Source organism: Saccharothrix isguenensis, assembly GCF_052936305.1.
The window spans coordinates 3,201,135-3,218,228 of record NZ_CP193626.1; the positions used below are offsets into that span (position 1 = coordinate 3,201,135).

The window sequence follows — 17,094 nt, forward strand, 5'->3', positions numbered from 1 at the left end:
TAGCAGCCCCACCAGGATCGAATCGGAACCCTGCCGAGTCGGATTTCACCGGAAACGGAGGCACCCGTGCACGCCATCGGTGTGAACACGTGGGTCTGGACGTCACCGCTGCGCGACGAGACGCTGGCCGAGCTGGCCACGCGGACCGCCGGATGGGGGTTCGACGTGCTCGAACTCCCGGTGGAGCAGGTCGGCGACTGGGACCCCGCACGGGCGGCACGGGTGCTCTCCGACCACGGCCTCGCCGCGACCGTCTGCCTGGTGATGCCACCGGGCCGGGAGCTGGTCGCGGCCGCCGCCGCGACCGTCGCCGCCACCCAGGACTACCTGCGGCGGGTCGTGGACATCGCGGCGGAGGTGGGGTCGCCGGTCATCGCCGGCCCCGCCTACGCCTCGGTCGGCCGCACGTGGCGCATGTCGGACCGCGAGCGTTCCGACGCCTGCGCCGAGCTGCGCGACAACCTCGCGCCCGTCGTCGAGCACGCCCGCGCGTCCGGCGTGCGGGTCGCGGTGGAACCCCTCAACCGCTACGAGACCAGCCTCCTCAACACCATCGGGCAGACCCTCGCCGCCCTGGAGGGCCTGCCCGCGGACGGCTGCGGCGTCGCGGTCGACGTCTACCACCAGAACATCGAGGAGAAGCACGTCGGCGACGCGATCCGGTCGGCCAAGGGCCGGATCGCGCACGTCCAGGTGTGCGCCAACGACCGCGGCACCCCGGGCGACGACAACCTCGACTGGTCCGACATCGTCGCCGCGATCGCGGAGGCGGACTACACCGGGCCGCTGTGCATCGAGTCGTTCACCGGTGACAACGCGACCATCGCGACCGCCGCGTCCATCTGGCGCCCGCTGGCGTCGTCCCAGGACGCGCTCGCCGTCGACGGGCTGCATTTCCTCCGGGAGGTGGTAGCCACCGCCTGACCCGCGTGTCCCCCCGACTCACCGGCGCCGGCACGCCGGGCGGAACCGAAAGTGTGTGGAGGATCGTGAGAACCCCTGTAGTCCGCTTGCGCACAGTTCTGACCCTCGTGCTGGCCATGCTCATCGTGGTCGGCCTGGCCCCGGCGAGCGCCGCGGCCCACCCCGGCCACGAGGCGCCGGCCGAGTTCCGCGCCCTGCTGTTCACCAAGACCGCCGCCGGCGCCTTCCGGCACGACTCGATCCCGGCCGGCGTCGCCATGGTGGAGAAGCTCGCCGCGGACAACCACTTCGAGGTCGTGCACACCGAGGACGCCGGCCTGTTCACCGACGAGACCCTGGCCGGGTTCGACGTCGTGATCATGCTCCAGAACGGCGGCATGGTCTGGGACACCGACGCCCAGCGCGCCGCCGTGCGGAAGTACGTCAACAACGGTGGCGGCATCGTCGCCGTGCACAACGCGACGGACATGAACATCGAGTCGTCGTTCCCTTGGTGGGACGACTTCGTCAACGGCGGCGCGCACATGACCGCGCACTCCGCCAACGGCCTCTCCGCCACCTCCTACCAGGTGGACGAGGTGCACGAGTCGACCAAGCACCTGCCGGACCGCTGGCAGAAGGTCGAGGAGTGGTACAACTTCAAGCCGAGCATGCGCGGCAAGGTCCACCCGCTGGTCGAGGTGGACGAGAAGACCTACGACCCGGGCCACGAGGCCATGGGCCACGACCACCCGATCTCGTGGTGCCGTGACGCCGAGGGCGGCCGGGTCTGGGCGACCGCCATGGGCCACAACGCCGCCGACTACACCGAGCCGAACTTCGTCGCGCACGTGCTGGGCGGCATCCGGACCGCCGCCGGCGTCGTGCCGTCGGACTGCGGCGCCACCGTCGACGCCAACTTCGAGAAGGTGACGCTCGACGACGGCACCCACGCGCCGACGACGCTGGACGTCGCACCGGACGGCCGCGTGTTCTACACCGAGCTGCTCGGTGAGATCCGCGTGCACGACCCGGCCACCGGCGCCACCTCCACGGCGCTGTCGCTGCCCGTCTACAGCGGCGGCGAGGACGGCCTGGTGTCGCTGGCGCTGGCGCCGGACTTCGCCACCAGCAAGCACCTGTACGTGTACTACTCACCGCCGGGCCTGGCCGAGGTCAACCGGGTCTCGCGGTTCACCGTCGAGGGCGCCGTCATCCGGCCGGACAGCGAGAAGGTCCTGCTGGAGATCCCGGCGTCGCGCCGCGAGGAGCCCGGCCACACCGGCGGGTACCTGGAGTTCGGCCCGAACGGCAACCTGTACATCGGCGTCGGCGACGACACCAACCCGTTCCAGTCCAGCGGGTACGCCCCGGTCGACGAGCGGCCCGGCCGTGACCTGTTCGACGCGCAGAAGACCTCGGCGAACACGAACGACCTGCGCGGCAAGATCCTGCGCGTGCACCCGGAGCCGGACGGCACCTACACCGTCCCGGCGGGCAACATGTTCGCGCCGGGCACGGAGAAGACCAGGCCCGAGATCTACGCCATGGGCTTCCGCAACCCGTTCCGCTTCAACGTCGCCTCCGACGGCACGGTCTACATGGCCGACTACGGACCGGACGCGGGCGGGGACAACCCGTCGCGCGGCCCCGGTGGGCTGGTCGAGTGGAACGTGATCAAGGAGCCCGGCAACTACGGCTGGCCGTACTGCGTGGGCGACAACACGCCGTTCAACGACTTCGACTTCGCGACGAACACGTCCAAGGCGAAGTTCGACTGCGGCAACCTGGTCAACGACTCGCCGAACAACACCGGCCTCACCACGCTGCCCGCCGCCAAGGCCGCCGACGTGTGGTACGGCAACGGCGCCGAGGGCGACGACTTCCCCGAGATGGGCACCGGTGGCGAGGCCCCGATGGCCGGGCCGCGCTACGAGTTCGACCCGAACCTGGAGTCGGACACCAAGTTCCCCGAGTACTACGACGGGAAGCCGTTCTTCTACGACTGGACGCGCAACAAGTTCTGGACGTTCTCCCAGGACGACCAGGGCGGCCTGCTCAAGATCAACGAATGGCTCAAGAGCGCCGCGCCGCTGGCCCCGATGGACATGAAGTTCGGTCCGGACGGCGCCATGTACCTCGTGGAGTGGGGCGGTGGCTACGGCCGGGACAACCCGGACTCCGGCATCTACCGCATCGACTACACGCAGGGCAACCGGCGGCCGACCGCGAAGGCGACGGCCACCCCGTCCTCGGGGCAGGCGCCGCTGCCGGTCACGTTCTCCGGCGCGGGGTCGGACGACCCCGAAGGCGCCGCGCTGACCTACGCGTGGACGTTCGGCGACGGCGGCACGTCCACCGAGACCGAGCCCACCCACACCTACACCGCCAACGGCGTCTACAACGCCCAGCTCACCGTGACCGACCCGTCGGGCAAGAGCGGTGTAACCAACGTCGAGGTGACGGTCGGCAACACGGCGCCGTCGGTGACCATGACGTCCCCGGTCGACGGCGGGTTCTTCGACTTCGGTGACACGGTCGCGTTCGACCTGGACATCACCGACCCGGAGGACGGTCAGCCGGACTGCGCCAAGGCGGTCCTCCAGCCGGCCCTCGGCCACGAGGCGCACGCGCACCCGATCGACCAGATCAACGCGTGCGAGGGCGAGTTCACCACGCTGGTGGACGAAGGCCACGCCGACGCAGACATCTTCTACTCCGTGGACGCGTCCTACACCGACGGCGGCGCCGGTGACCTGCCGCCGCTGGTCGGCCGCGACCTCGCGGTGATCCAGCCCAAGCACAAGCAGGCCGAGTTCCACCAGGAGTCCTCGGGCGTCCTGGTCGGCAACGACGCCGCCGCCGAGTCGGGCAAGCGGGTCGGGGACATCGGCGACGGCGACTGGATCGCCTTCCACCCGGTGAACCTGCACCGGATCGACCGCGTCACCGCACGGGTGGCGTCCGCGTCCGCGGGCGGGTCGATCGAACTGCGCAAGGACTCACCGACCGGCGACCTGGTCGCCACCATCCCGGTGCCCGGGACGGGCGGCATCACCCGGTACGCGACCGCGCCCGACGTGGCGGTCGTCGACCCCGGTGGCACGATGAAGCTGGTCGCGGTGTTCCGCGGCCCGGCCAACCAGTTCACGCTCGACTCGTTCACGTTCATCGGCAAGGGCGTGTCGGTCAACGCCGCGCCGCACGTGGTCGTCACGGCGGACCCGGCGACCGGCACCGCGCCGTTCACCACCAAGTTCACCGCGACGGTGACCGACGCGGAGAACGACGCGCCGTTCACCTACGCGTGGGACCTCGGTGACGGCACTTCGGCGTCCGGCGCCACGGTGGAGCACACCTACGCCGCGGACGGCGCGTACTACGCGTCCGTGACGGTCACCGACGCCGCCGGGCGGACCAAGAAGGTCTCCACCCCGGTGATCGTCCGCGACCCGCCGATGCCGCCCGTCACCTGCGACACCCCGAACCCGGCCATCGCGCCGAGCGACGAGTTCGACGGTGACCGGCTCGACGGGTGCCGCTGGAACGCCATCGTCCGACCGGACCTGGGCTCGATGCGGATGGGCGGCGGTGTGCTGAGCATCGACACCCTGCCCGGTGACATCAACGGTGGCAACAACGACGACCCGCGCAACTTCGTCCTCCAGAACGCACCCGCGGGTGACTGGACGGTGGAGACGAGGCTGGCCGCGCCGGTGGTCGAGCAGTGGCAGCTCGCCGGCTTCATGGTGTACGCCAACGACGACGACTACGTGAAGTTCGACGTCGTCGCGCGCAACGCGCCGGGTCAGGCCGTGACGTTGGGCGCGGAGCTGGTCTCCGAGAACAACGGCTCGTTCGGCGACGGCGGCAACCGGGGCATCACGATCGGCACACCGGAGAGCGGGTGGTGGCACCTCCGCTTGAAGAAGGAGGGCAACACCTACAGCGGCGAGATCAGCGACGGCGGCACCACGTGGACGTCGATGGGCGCTCCGGTGACGAACGACGTGCCGAACGCCAAGTTCGGCCTGATGGCGATCGGCCCGTCGCAGACCATGGGCCCGGTGACGGTCGACTTCGACTGGTTCCGGGTGTCCGTGGACACCACCGCGCCCGAGGTCACGGCGACCGTCGACCCGGCCGAGCCGAACGGCGCGGACGGCTGGTGGACCACGGTGCCGACCGTGGCGGTCCACGCGGTGGACGCCGGTTCCGGCGTGGCCGGCAGCGAGTACCGGATCGACGGCGGCGACTGGAAGCCCTACACCGCACCGTTCCCGGTGACGGGTGACGGCGTCCACGCGGTGGAGTACCGGGCGACCGACGTGCGGGGCAACACCTCCGCACCCGGTTCGATCGAGGTCAAGGTCGACGCGACCGCGCCCGCGGTCAAGCTCGCCGGGCTGTACGACGGCGTGAGCTACGGCCACTCCGAGGACAAGGTGGTCACCTGGCAGGGCGAGGACGCCGCGTCCGGGGTCGGCTCGGTCACGGCCACGCTCGACGGCGCTCCGGTGACGTCCGGCTCGACCATCGCGATGCACGCGCTCGCGCTCGGCGCGCACACGCTGGCGCTGACCGCGACGGACAAGGCGGGCCACAAGCGGGACCTGGTGGTGTCGTTCACCGTCACGACCTCGCTGCCCGACTTGCAGGCCTTGGTCGACCGGTTCTCGGCGGAACGGCGCATCACGTCGTCCGTCGCGCGAGGACTGGACCGCGACCTGGACGAGGCACGCCGGCTGTTGTTCGACGGCAAGCAGGACAAGGCGGTCCAGAAGCTGGAGGGCTTCCGCGACGCGGTCGCCCGCAAGGTGACCGACCAGGCCGTGCGCGACCTGCTCGTGGCCGACGCGGAGGTGGTGATCGCGGCCGTGCGCGGGCAGGCGGGCTGACAGAGGACGGGTTCGACCGTGGTGGCCGTCGCCGAACGTCGTGGATCGACCGCGGCGGCCACCACCCACCATGCGTGGGCGCGAGTGCCGGCTCGCGCCCACCCGACCGGCACCGGGACGTCACCACGTCCCGGTGCCGGCTCGGCGGCCCGACCTCGGTGATCTGAACCGACCCGGTGACCTGGACGGACTTCGAGTGGAGCAGGCGAAGGAGGGTGGCCAATGGCGGACGAACCCACCGGGCTGTGGTTGATCGGCGCACGCGGATCGGTCGCGACCACGGCGATCAGCGGGCTGCTGGCGCTGCGGGCGGGCTTGGCGCCGACGACGGGGTGCGTGACCGAACGACCGGAACTGGCCGGGGCGCCGCTGCCCGGCTGGAACCACCTGGTCGTCGGCGGGCACGACGTGGTCGACACGGGCTTGGTCAAACGGGCGGAGCAGCTGGCCGACAGCGGCGTGCTGCCGCACCGCCTGCTCGGTCCCGTCGCGGCCGGGTTGCGGGCGGCCGACGACGAGGTCCGCGAGGGCTACCACCCGGTCACGCACCGGGGCAGCCAGGCCGACGCCGCCCGGCGGTTGGCGGCCGACATCACCGACTTCCGCGAGCGGCACGGGCTGGCGCGCGTCGTCGTGGTCAACGTGTCCTCGACCGAACCACCGGTCCCGGCCACGCCCGAGCACGACGACCTGGCGTTGTTGGAGCAAGCGCTGGCCGACCCGGCGCGTTCGGTGCTGCCGCCCAGCTCGGTGGCCGCCTACGCGGCGCTGAGCGCGGGGTGCCCGTTCGTGGACTTCACGCCGTCCACCGGCATCGCCTTGCCCGCGCTGGACGAACTCGCCCGACGGGAACGGCTGCCGTACGCGGGGCGTGACGGCAAGACGGGCGAGACGCTGCTGCGGACGGTGCTCGCGCCGATGTTCACCGCGCGGGCGTTGCGGGTGCGGTCCTGGTCGGGGACCAACCTGCTCGGCGGTGGTGACGGCGCGACGCTGGAGGACCCGGCGCACGCGGACAGCAAGATCGTGTCGAAGGCGCGCGGGCTCGCGGCGTTGCTCGGCGACGGCGTCACCGCGCCGCTGCACATCGACAACGTGCCCGACCTGGGCGAGCAGAAGACGGCCTGGGACCACGTGTCGTTCGAGGGGTTCCTCGGCGCGCGCATGTCGCTCCAGCTGACGTGGACCGGGCTGGACTCGTCGCTGGCCGCGCCGCTGGTGCTCGACCTGGCCCGGTTGGTCGCCGCCGCGCACGCCGCCGGTCGGGTGGGGGCGCTGGGCGCGCTCGCGTTCTTCTTCAAGGACCCGCTCGGCAGCGACGAGCACCGCTTCGCCGAGCAGACCCGTGAGCTGTACCGGTGGGCGGGGGAGCTGGGGTGAGGGCGTACGCGGAACTCGTCCGGGCACCGGCCGCGCTGACCGTCCTCGGCGACACCCTCGTCGGGGCCGCTGCGGCCGGCACGCCCTTGCGCGGCAGGCGTTTGCTGCTGCCGCTGTCGTCGGTCGCGCTGTACTGGTCGGGCATGGCGCTCAACGACTGGTCGGACCGGGAACTCGACGCCGTCGAACGTCCGGAGCGCCCGATCCCGTCCGGTCGGATCAGCCCCCGTGCCGCGCTGACCACCGCGGTGGCGCTCAGCGCGACGGGGCTCGGGCTGGCGGCGTTGGCCGGTGGCCGTGACTCGTTGGCCGTCGCCGCGCCGCTCGCCGTGGCGGTGTGGTCCTACGACACCGTCCTGAAGGAGACCGAGGCCGGGCCGCTCGCCATGGCGGCGTGCCGCGCGCTGGACGTGCTGATGGGAGCGGGCCGTGCACAGGCCCGTGCGGCGCTGCCCGCAGCGGCGGTCATGGCGGGGCACACCCTCGGCGTGACGGCGTTGTCCCGTGGCGAGGTGCACGGCGCGTCGCCCAACGCGGCGAAAGCGGTGCTGGGCGGCACGGCCGTGGCCACGGTGGCCACGATCGCCCGCCCGGTCCGGACCTGGCGGCACCGGCTGGGCGTGCTCGCGGGTGCGGCCGGGTACGCGGCCACGGTCGGCCGTGCCCAGCTGGCCGCCGTGCGCGACCCCGGCGCGGGGACCGTCCGATCGGCCACGAAGGCGGGGATCCACGGCATGGTCCCGCTGCAAAGCGCCCTCGTCGCGCGGAGCGGGTCACCGGCCGTCGCCGCCGGGCTCGCGCTCGTGCTGCCCCTCGCCCGCGCGCTGAGCCGGAAGGTGGGCCCGACATGACGTTCCACCTCGGGTACGGCACGAACGGCTTCGCCAACCACCGGTTGGACGACGCCTTGGCGGTGATCGCCGACCTCGGCTACACCGGTGTGGCGCTCACGCTCGACCACGTCCACCTCGACCCGTTCGCCCCGGACCTCGCGCGGCGGGTCGACGAGGTCGCGGCCCGGCTCGACGGCCTCGGCCTGGGCGTCGTGGTGGAGACCGGGGCGCGCTACCTGCTCGACCCGCGCCGCAAGCACCACCCCACGCTGGTCAGCGACGAGCAGGAGGTCCGGGTCGACTTCCTGCTCCGGGCGCTGCGGATCGCGGCCGACCTCGGCGCCGACTGCGTCTCGTTCTGGTCCGGGATCGTGCCCGCCGGGGTGGACCAGGACGAGGCGTGGCAGCGGATGCGGTCCGGCGTCGCGGCGGCCCTGGACGGCGCGGTCCAGCACGGCGTCCCGCTGGCGCTGGAGCCGGAGCCGGGCATGCTCGTGGAGCGCCTGGACCAGGCGCTGGAGCTGCGGGAGGAACTGGGTTCGCCCGGCCTGCTCGGCATCACCCTGGACGTGGGGCACTGCGTCGCGGTCGAACCGCAGGACGCGGCCGACTGCATCCGCCGCGCGGGCGACCTGCTGCTCAACGTGCAGCTGGACGACATGCTGCCCGGCGTCCACGAGCACCTGGAGTTCGGCGACGGCGACCTCGACCTGTCCGCCACGCTCGCCGCCCTGGACGAGATCGGCTACACCGGGCTCGCCGCCGTCGAGCTGCCCCGGCACAGCCACGCCGCGCCCGACGTGGCACGCAGGGCCATGAGCGCGCTGCGCGCGGCGTTGCCCAAGCGGTGGCTCGCGGAGGCGGAAAGCGCGGTGCTGGCCGATCCCACGTCGATCCGCGCGCTCTTCCCCGCTGTCGGCCGGGAGGTGGGCCGCAAGCCGGTCCGGGGCGGGTCCGACCCGCTCGGAGTCGTCCACGGGACCGTGGACGACGTCGCCCGCACCAAGCTGCTGGCCGCCCTCGCGTCGGCGGTCGGACCCGAGGAGCTGGCCGCCGAGCTGACCTCGCTCTACCACCACGGTGACGACGCCGAACGACGTGGCGTCCTGCGCGCCCTCGCCTCCGTGGGGGACAAGGCGCCGGTGGTCGGCGTCGAGTTGGTCAAGGACGCGTTGCGCAGCAACGACACCAGGCTCGTGGCGGCGGCGCTCGGACCGTTCGCCGCCGAGCACCTGGACGCGCACTCGTGGCGGCACGGCGTGCTGAAGTGCCTATTCCTGGGAGTCCCGCTGACCGCCGTGGCCGGGCTCGACCGGCGCGCGGACGCGGAACTGCGGCGGATGGTCGGCGCGTTCGCCGACGAACGCCGCGCCGCCGGCCGTGCCGTGCCCGATGACGCGTTCGACCTGCTGAGGAGCGAGAGCTGATGCGCATCTTCGACCCGCACATCCACATGACCTCACGGACGACGGACGACTACGAGGCGATGCACGAGGCCGGTGTGCGCGCGCTGGTCGAGCCCGCGTTCTGGCTGGGGCAGCCGCGCACGAACGTAGGGTCGTTCACCGACTACTTCGACGCCCTGATCGGCTGGGAGAGGTTCCGCGCGGCGCAGTTCGGCATCCGCCACCACTGCACCATCGCGCTCAACCCCAAAGAGGCGAACGACCCGCGCTGCACCGAGGTGCTGGACGTGCTGCCGCGCTACCTCGCCAAGGACGGCGTGGTCGCGGTCGGCGAGATCGGCTACGACTCGATGACCCCGGAGGAGGACGACGCGTTCGCCCGGCAGCTGGAACTCGCCGTGCGGCACGGGCTGCCCGCGCTGGTGCACACACCGCACCGGGACAAGGCGGCGGGCACGGCCCGGACGCTCGACCTCGTCCGCGAATCCGGCCTGGCCCCCGGACGGGTGGTCGTGGACCACCTGAACGAGACGACCGTGCGCGCCGTGGCCGACTCCGGCTGCTGGATGGGCTTCTCCATCTACCCCGACACCAAGATGGACGAGGACCGGATGGTGGCGATCCTGCGCGAGTACGGCACCGAACGCGTCCTGGTGAACTCCGCCGCCGACTGGGGCCGGTCCGACCCGCTCAAGACGCACAAGACCGGCCTGGCGATGCTCGCCGCCGGGTTCGCCGAGTCCGACGTGGACAAGGTGCTGTGGCACAACCCCGTGGAGTTCTACGGCCAGAGCGGTCGGCTGATGCTGGACGACACGCCAACGGGGGCCACGTTCGCCGGGAACTCCGTGCTGAGGGGCGAACGCCCGTGACGCCCATCGCCTACTGCACGAACGTCCACCCCGCCGAGGACCTGGCCGGCGTCGTCGACCAGCTCGACCGCTACGCCGTCCCCGTGCGGGAGGAGCTGGGCGTCGACACGCTCGGACTCGGGCTGTGGCTGGCCGAACCGGTCGCGCGCGGCCTCGCGGAGGACGTGGCGGCCCGGCGTGGGTTGGCCTCGGAGCTGCGGGCGCGTGGGCTGACGGTGAGCACGCTCAACGCGTTCCCGTACGGCGGGTTCCACCAGGACGTCGTGAAGCACTCCGTCTACCTGCCGACGTGGACCGATCCGCGCCGCCTGTCGTACACGATGGCCTGCGCGACCGTGCTGGCCGACCTGCTGCCCGACTCCGCGTCCTACGGCAGCATCTCGACGTTGCCGCTGGCCTGGCGGGAGCCGTGGACCAGGGCCGACGACGTGCGGGCCCAAGCCGCGTTCGACGTGCTGGCGCGTTGCCTGCGGGCCGAGGCCGGGCGGCACGGCAGGCCGATCAAGCTGGCCGTCGAGCCGGAGCCGGGGTGCGTGCTGGACACCGTCGCCGACGCGGTCGGCTGGCTGGCCGACCGGGTCGACCACGACCACATCGGGATCTGCCTCGACACGTGCCACCTGGCCGTGTCGTTCGCCGATCCGGTCGCGGCGGTGGAGTCGATCCGGGAGGCCGGGCTGTCGGTGGTCAAGGTGCAGGCGTCGGCGGCGCTGGAGGTCGCGTCGCCGGGCACGGAGGAAGGCCGGCGCGCCATCTCCGCGTTCGTCGAGCCGCGCTACCTGCACCAGGTCCGGGAGAACACGCCCACCGGCGTGCTCGCGGCCGACGACCTGCCCGAGGCGCTGACCGACCTGCCCGCCGCCGACCCGTGGCGGGTGCACTTCCACGTCCCGCTGCACGCCTCGCCCGCCGCCCCGCTCACGTCCACGACGGACGTGCTGCTGGCGGCGGCCGACGCGGTCCGGGCCACGTCGGACGCCATGCCGCACGTCGAGGTCGAGACCTACACGTGGACCGTCCTGCCCGGCCCGAGCAAGGACCTGGCGGCCGGTATCGCCGCCGAGCTGCGCTGGGCCGTCGACCACATCGGAGGCGCACCGTGAACCCTCTCGTCGTCATCGACGTCGTCGGCATGACGCCGGCGCTGCTGCCGCACATGCCCAACCTGCGCGCGCTGGGCGAACGGGGCTGGCGGGCCGAGCTGGGCACCGTGCTGCCCGCCGTGACGTGCAGCGTCCAGTCCACCCTGCTCACCGGCCTCACCCCGGCCGACCACGGCATCGTCGGCAACGGCTGGTACTTCCGCGAGCTGGGCGAGGTGTTCCTGTGGCGCCAGCACAACCGGCTGGTGGCGGGGGAGAAGGTGTGGGAGACCGCCCGCCGCGCCCACCCCGGCTACACCGCCGCGAACGTCTGCTGGTGGTACGCGATGGGCGCGTCCACCGACGTGACCGTGACACCGCGCCCGATCTACCACGCCGACGGCCGCAAGTCGCCCGACGCGTACGTCCGCCCACCCGCGCTGCACGACGAGCTGGTGGCCGAGCTGGGCGCGTTCCCGCTGTTCCAGTACTGGGGGCCGACGGCGGCGCTGAAGTCCAGCGAGTGGATCGTCGGCGCGGCCCGGCGCGTCCTCGCGGCACAACGGCCCGACCTGCTGCTGGTCTACGTCCCGCACCTCGACTACGACCTCCAGCGCTTCGGCCCGTCCTCGCCGCAGGCGGTGAAGGCGGCGACCGAGGTGGACGCCGCCCTCGCCCCGCTGCTCGCCGACGCGCAGGCGGCCGGTGGGACCGTCGTGGCCCTGTCGGAGTACGGGATCACGGACGCCCGCAGGCCGGTGGACATCAACCGGGCGTTGCGCCGGGCCGGGCTGCTGGAGGTCTACACGCAGGCCGGGATGGAACTGCTGGACCCGTGGACGTCGCGCGCCTTCGCGGTGGCCGACCACCAGGTCGCCCACGTCTACGTCGCCGATCCCGCCGACATGCCGCGGGCGAGGGCGGTCCTCGCGGAACTGCCCGGCGTGGACGTCGTGCTGGACCGCTCGGCGCAGGCGGGCTTCGGGCTCGACCACGAGCGGTCCGGCGAGCTGATCGCCGTGGCCGAGCCGGACGCGTGGTTCACCTACTACTACTGGACCGACGACGACCGAGCCCCCGACTTCGCCCGTGGCGTCGAGATCCACCGCAAACCCGGCTACGACCCGGCCGAGCTGTTCTTCGACCCGGCCGACCCGCTCGCCAAGGCCAAGGCCGGGCTGAACCTGGCCCGCAAGAAGCTCGGCCTCCGGTACGCCATGAACGTGGTGCCGCTCGACCCGACCTGCGTCCTCGGCACGCACGGCAGGCTGCCCGACCGTGCCGACGACGGCCCGGTGCTGCTGTGCTCCAGCCCGAAGGTTCCGGACGCCGTCGAACGCACCGGCCGGATCGCCGCCACCGACGTCCGTGACCTCCTGCTCGACCTGCAAGGGCTCACAGACGGCGGCTGAGCTGTTTGCCGGGCGGTGGAGTCCGGGGGCATGCTGGGGTGATGGCGGGGGACATCGAGCAGGTACTGGGTGCCGTGGCACATCCCGGCGGGTTCCTGGTGCGCCGACCGGAGCTGTCGGTCGGCGTGGTCCGGGCGGTGTCCAGGGTGTCCGGCTTGGAGATCGAGTTGCTCGCCCGCCGGCCGCTGGACCGGCGCAACGCCAACGAACGACGGCGGGACATCCGCAAGGCCGGGGCGATCGCGCCGCGCACGCTGCTGCCGGCCGTCGACGAGGGCATCGACCTCCGCCTCGGCCTGCTGGACGAGGCCGGCCTCGCGCACTGGCGGCACCCCGATTCGCCGGCGACCAACAGCGGCGACCACGCCGGCGGCGAGTCCGGGCCGACCTACCGTTCCCTGTTCCGGCTGCCGCCGGCGTTCGGCGAGGTCACGCTGGTGTTCGCGTGGCCGGAGATCGGCTTCCCCGAGTCGGTGGTCACCGTGCCGCTGCCGGACCGGGCCACCGTCGAGCGGGCGACCACGTCGATCTGGGAAGCGCCGGTCGCCGCCGAGCCCACCGCCGAGACGTTCGACCACCAGGTGGCATCGTGGCCGCGCGGTGCGGCCATCGAGTCCGGCACCACCGCCGCGCTCCCGCGCGTCCTGCACCGCGACGGCCGCGCGGCCGTCGTGCTCAACCGCCTGGTCGCCGTCGGCCCCGACCTGCTGGCCGGGGGCCTGTCGAGCATCGCCGAGGGTGACGTGGCGCGGACGATCGCGGGCAGTGCGTTCGGTCCGAGCCGACGTTCGTCGCGAGGGCTCGGTGAAGCCGCCCGGATCCGCGCGGACGGCCCCGGCGGCTCCCTCGCGGTGATCCGGGGCGGCCGGGCCCTCTGGCTCAGGGCGCAGTCCGGTTCGTTCTCGGGCGGTGACGGGATCGTCTCCGGCACCCAGGACTTCATCATCGAACGCCCCGAGGACGACGTGCTGGACCTGCTCGTCACCTGGCCGCTCGCCGGACTGCCCGACGCACGCGCGCGCATCCCGCTCGAACGCCTCTGATCCGTCGCCGCTGATCGTCCGCGCTCGCCGTCCCCGCACCGCCGGCCGCCCGCGCGACGACCCGGCTCCCGGCTCGCCGGGTCGGTTCCGCCGGTGGCGTAACCGATCCCGGGCACGGGACCGTCGACTTACCGTGGCCGCATGGAGTCACCGATCACGGGCACCGCCGCCGGCGTGCCGTTCACCGCGCTGCCGCCGACCCCGTCGCCGTCCGCCGACAACGGCCCCGCGCCGCTCGTCGTCACCTGGCACATGCTGGACGCGCCGAGGTCGGACGCCGCGTTCGCCGCCGCGTTGCCGATGAACGACCTGCCCGCCTGGCGGGTGCACCTCGGTATGCCGATGTGCGGGGCGCGCATGGTCGACGGCAGCACGGACGCCGTCGTGCGACTGGTGCGCGAGGACCCCCTGATGTCCTACCTGCACCCGTTCGTCCGACAGGCGTTCGAGGAGTTCCCGGCCGCGCTGGAGTCGATCCGTGCGCAACTGCCGGTCGACGACGGCCCGATCGGCGTGCTCGGCGGGTCGTTGGGCGGAGCCGTCGCGCTGCGGGTCCTCGCCGAGAGCGAGGTCCCCGTCTTCGCCGGCGCCGTCGTCAACGCCGCCATCAGGATGCGGTCCGTCGTGGACATGTTCCCGGGTGACTACCCGTATGACGCGGAGTCCGAGAACGCCGTGGACAGTCTGGACTTCCTCGCCAAGGCGGACGTCATCGCCGGTCGCGCGCCGCTGCTGGTCGTGAGCGGCGAACTGGACCACCCGGCGCTGCGTGCCGACGCGCTGAGCCTGGTCGACGCGGTGGGGACGCGGGCCGAACTGCTGTCGATCGAGGGGCTGGCGCACCCGCTCGCCGACGAACCCGGCATCGAGCCCGCGCCACAACTGCCGCCGGCCCGCCAGGTCGACGCCGGCCTGGTCGCCTGGTTCCGCCGCCACCTCACCACGTGACAGCCGTCAAGCGGACGGTTTGACGGCGGCGACGCGTTCGACCGTGCCGAGCTTGAGCCGTTCGCTGCGCACGACGGTGAACCCCGCTTCCTCCACCACGGGCAGGGGGCGGCGGGTCTGGTGGTCGCCCAGCATCGGCACGGTCACCCGCTCCACGAGGCGCTGGCAGAAGTTGATCGGCCGGTGGTGGCTGCCGACGTGGTCCAGGAGCAGCAACGACCCTCCCGGGCGCAGCACCCGGTTCATCTCGTCCAGCGCGGCCCGCTCGTCGGGGACGCCGCACAGCCCGAGGGTGCAGACGACCGCGTCGAACGTCGCGTCGGCGAAGGGGAGGGCTTGGGCGTCGCCTTCCCGCCAGGTGACGTCGAGGCCGAGTGCGGCGGCACGGGCACGGGCCTGGTCCAGCATGGCGGGGCTGAAGTCCAGGCAGGTCAGCCGGACGCCGGGCGGGTAGTGCGGCAGGTTCAGGCCCGTGCCGACGGCGACTTCCAGGACGTCGCCCCCGGCCCGCGAACAGACCCACTCCCGGCCGCCGCTGAACTGGAGCCGTTCGAGCAGGCCGATGGACCTGTCGTACTTGGGCGCGTACTCGTCCCACTTGGCGCGAATGCGCTCGTCCACGCTGTCCTCCTGGTCGGGCTCACCACGTCGCCGGGGACCCGGCCAGTCCACCGGTCGGCACGTCGCCGCGCACCTCCGGGTCCGCCGTTCCCAGGCGCCGCCCGGCACCCGAAAAACTTCCGGCCGGCCGGGGCCGTTGTCGCTTGAATTGTAAGCGAATGCTTCCCGGGGTGTGGGATGTCATTGTCGGCCGATTTTGTCCTGCGGTCGGGAAAGTGTTCCCGCTTCGGGTTCAGGTCTGTGCACATGGGTCTCTACCAGGCACTTCGGCGAGAACTCCGGCTGTCCGAAGTGGATCGGCGTACTGAGCAAAACAGGAGAAGTGCGGTTCCGTCCGGTCGTGGAAGATGCTTTCGACCAGTATTGACGGAGGGCAGGGTGGCCATGAGCAACAGCACGGTACTCTTACTTTTCCCCATCGCCGTGGCCGTTATCATGCTAGGACTGGGCCTCACCCTGACCCTCGCGGACTTCCGCCGGGTGATGAAGTACCCCAAGGCGATGGTGGTCTGCCTGGTCGCGCAGATGGTGGTGCTGCCGGGGATCTGCCTGGGCCTGGTCCTCCTGTTCGACCTGCGCCCGGAGCTGGCGGTCGGCATGATGCTGCTCGCCGCCTCGCCGGGCGGCAGCACGGCCAGCCTCTACAGCCACCTGTTCAAGGGCGACCTGGCGCTCAACATCTCGCTGACGGCGGTCAACTCCGTGCTGGCGCTGTTCACCCTGCCGGTGATCGTCAACCTGTCGGTGGCGGGCTTCATCGGCGCGGACAGCTCGATCGGCCTCCAGTTCGACAAGGTGGTCCAGGTGTTCGCCGTAGTGCTGGTCCCGATCACCATCGGCATGGCCGTCCGCGCCCGGTTCGGCTCCGTCGCCCAGCGCTTGGAGCGCGCCGTCAAGGTCCTGTCGGTGGTGGTGCTGATCCTCATGATCTCCAGCGTGATCAGCAGCCTCGGCGAGGAGGTGTTCGCCGTCCTCGGTGAGATCATCGTCGTCGTCATCGCGTTCAACTTGTTCAGCATGGGGATCGGCTACTTCGGTCCGCGCCTGCTGGGCGTGGGCGAGCGGGAGTCGATCGCCTCGGCGTTCGAGATCGGCCTGCACAACGCCACCCTGTCCATCGCCATCGGGATGAGCCCGACGCTGTTGAACAACACCGACATGGCGATGCCCTCGGTGACGTACGGCTTCGTCATGTTCTTCACCGCCATCATCTTCGGTCTCATCGTCTCCCGCCGGGTTCGAGTCACCACCGCTGCCGGCGATCCGGTCGCACCCCCGAGCCGGCTGTGACGCCGGGTCGGCTGTGACGCCAGTCGACGAACGCAACATTTCGTGAATTCGAGCGGTAAGTGCGGGATTGGTATGGCTACCGGTCGGTTCGAAGTGAGCCGCACTCATGTTGAGATCGGATGCGGGTTGTGGGACCCGTCGGGCCCGTCCCGTTTCGCGACATCGACCGGGTTGTGTCGTGTGCCACTTCTCGTCACGCTCGGGAAAGATTTCGTTACCGAAGGTCTGACTTCGCCGGAGGAGTGCACGGTCGGGCACGTATAAGAAAACCGAATGGGTCACGTGACCCATTCGCGGTGCCGCCGAATGCCGCGAATCGGTCATTTACAGGTATGCACACGCTTAACAGGTACGAGGCGGCGACGGTTCTCGTGGCGGCGCGGCGGTTCGCCGGACACGTGTCTAC

General features: G+C 71.8%; 12 protein-coding genes. 11 read left to right on the forward strand and 1 reads right to left on the reverse strand.

Annotation, left to right across the window (positions count from 1 at the left end; all coding sequences use genetic code 11):
* Positions 1-66 precede the first annotated feature (66 nt).
* The 10 genes from ACRAKI_RS15095 (at position 67) to ACRAKI_RS15140 (ending at position 14,777) form a co-directional block, all read left to right on the forward strand.
* Positions 67-924: a sugar phosphate isomerase/epimerase family protein gene (locus ACRAKI_RS15095; protein ID WP_447007709.1), complete on the forward strand. Its 858-nt coding sequence runs from the start codon at positions 67-69 to the stop codon at positions 922-924.
* An 86-nt stretch (positions 925-1,010) separates the two neighbouring features.
* Positions 1,011-5,801, forward strand: a complete 4,791-nt coding sequence (locus ACRAKI_RS15100) for a ThuA domain-containing protein (protein ID WP_447007710.1) — start codon at positions 1,011-1,013, stop codon at positions 5,799-5,801.
* A gap of 222 nt (positions 5,802-6,023) precedes the next feature.
* Positions 6,024-7,181: an inositol-3-phosphate synthase gene (locus ACRAKI_RS15105; RefSeq protein WP_447007711.1), complete on the forward strand. Its 1,158-nt coding sequence runs from the start codon at positions 6,024-6,026 to the stop codon at positions 7,179-7,181.
* Positions 7,178-8,032 carry an SCO3242 family prenyltransferase gene (locus ACRAKI_RS15110; protein ID WP_447007712.1) on the forward strand — a complete coding sequence of 285 codons (855 nt, stop codon included), beginning with the start codon at positions 7,178-7,180 and terminating at the stop codon, positions 8,030-8,032. Before ACRAKI_RS15105 ends, ACRAKI_RS15110 begins: the two co-directional genes overlap by 4 nt.
* On the forward strand, positions 8,029-9,441 hold the full coding sequence (locus ACRAKI_RS15115) for an EboA domain-containing protein (RefSeq protein ID WP_447007713.1): 1,413 nt from the start codon (positions 8,029-8,031) through the stop codon (positions 9,439-9,441). The genes ACRAKI_RS15110 and ACRAKI_RS15115 overlap by 4 nt, the downstream gene beginning before the upstream one ends.
* Positions 9,441-10,292: a TatD family hydrolase gene (locus tag ACRAKI_RS15120; protein ID WP_447007714.1), complete on the forward strand. Its 852-nt coding sequence runs from the start codon at positions 9,441-9,443 to the stop codon at positions 10,290-10,292. The genes ACRAKI_RS15115 and ACRAKI_RS15120 overlap by 1 nt, the downstream gene beginning before the upstream one ends.
* Positions 10,289-11,395 (forward strand): metabolite traffic protein EboE, encoded by a 1,107-nt coding sequence (gene eboE, locus ACRAKI_RS15125; RefSeq protein WP_447007715.1) that lies wholly within the window; start codon positions 10,289-10,291, stop codon positions 11,393-11,395. The genes ACRAKI_RS15120 and eboE overlap by 4 nt, the downstream gene beginning before the upstream one ends.
* The gene (locus tag ACRAKI_RS15130; RefSeq protein ID WP_447007716.1) at positions 11,392-12,786 is read left to right on the forward strand and encodes an alkaline phosphatase family protein; all 1,395 of its coding nucleotides are present in this window, start codon (positions 11,392-11,394) and stop codon (positions 12,784-12,786) included. The genes eboE and ACRAKI_RS15130 overlap by 4 nt, the downstream gene beginning before the upstream one ends.
* A gap of 41 nt (positions 12,787-12,827) precedes the next feature.
* A complete protein-coding gene (locus ACRAKI_RS15135; protein WP_447007717.1) occupies positions 12,828-13,829 on the forward strand; it encodes a hypothetical protein in 1,002 nt (333 codons plus the stop codon).
* Positions 13,830-13,970: 141 nt separating this feature from the next.
* Positions 13,971-14,777: an alpha/beta hydrolase family protein gene (locus ACRAKI_RS15140; protein WP_447007718.1), complete on the forward strand. Its 807-nt coding sequence runs from the start codon at positions 13,971-13,973 to the stop codon at positions 14,775-14,777.
* Between the two features lie 6 nt (positions 14,778-14,783).
* Here the strand turns inward: ACRAKI_RS15140 and ACRAKI_RS15145 are convergent, their stop codons facing one another.
* A complete protein-coding gene (locus ACRAKI_RS15145; RefSeq protein ID WP_447007719.1) occupies positions 14,784-15,398 on the reverse strand; it encodes a class I SAM-dependent methyltransferase in 615 nt (204 codons plus the stop codon).
* A 384-nt stretch (positions 15,399-15,782) separates the two neighbouring features.
* On the opposite strand from ACRAKI_RS15145, the gene ACRAKI_RS15150 reads away from it, so the two are divergent.
* Positions 15,783-16,688 (forward strand): bile acid:sodium symporter family protein, encoded by a 906-nt coding sequence (locus ACRAKI_RS15150; protein WP_447007720.1) that lies wholly within the window; start codon positions 15,783-15,785, stop codon positions 16,686-16,688.
* Positions 16,689-17,094 lie beyond the last annotated feature (406 nt).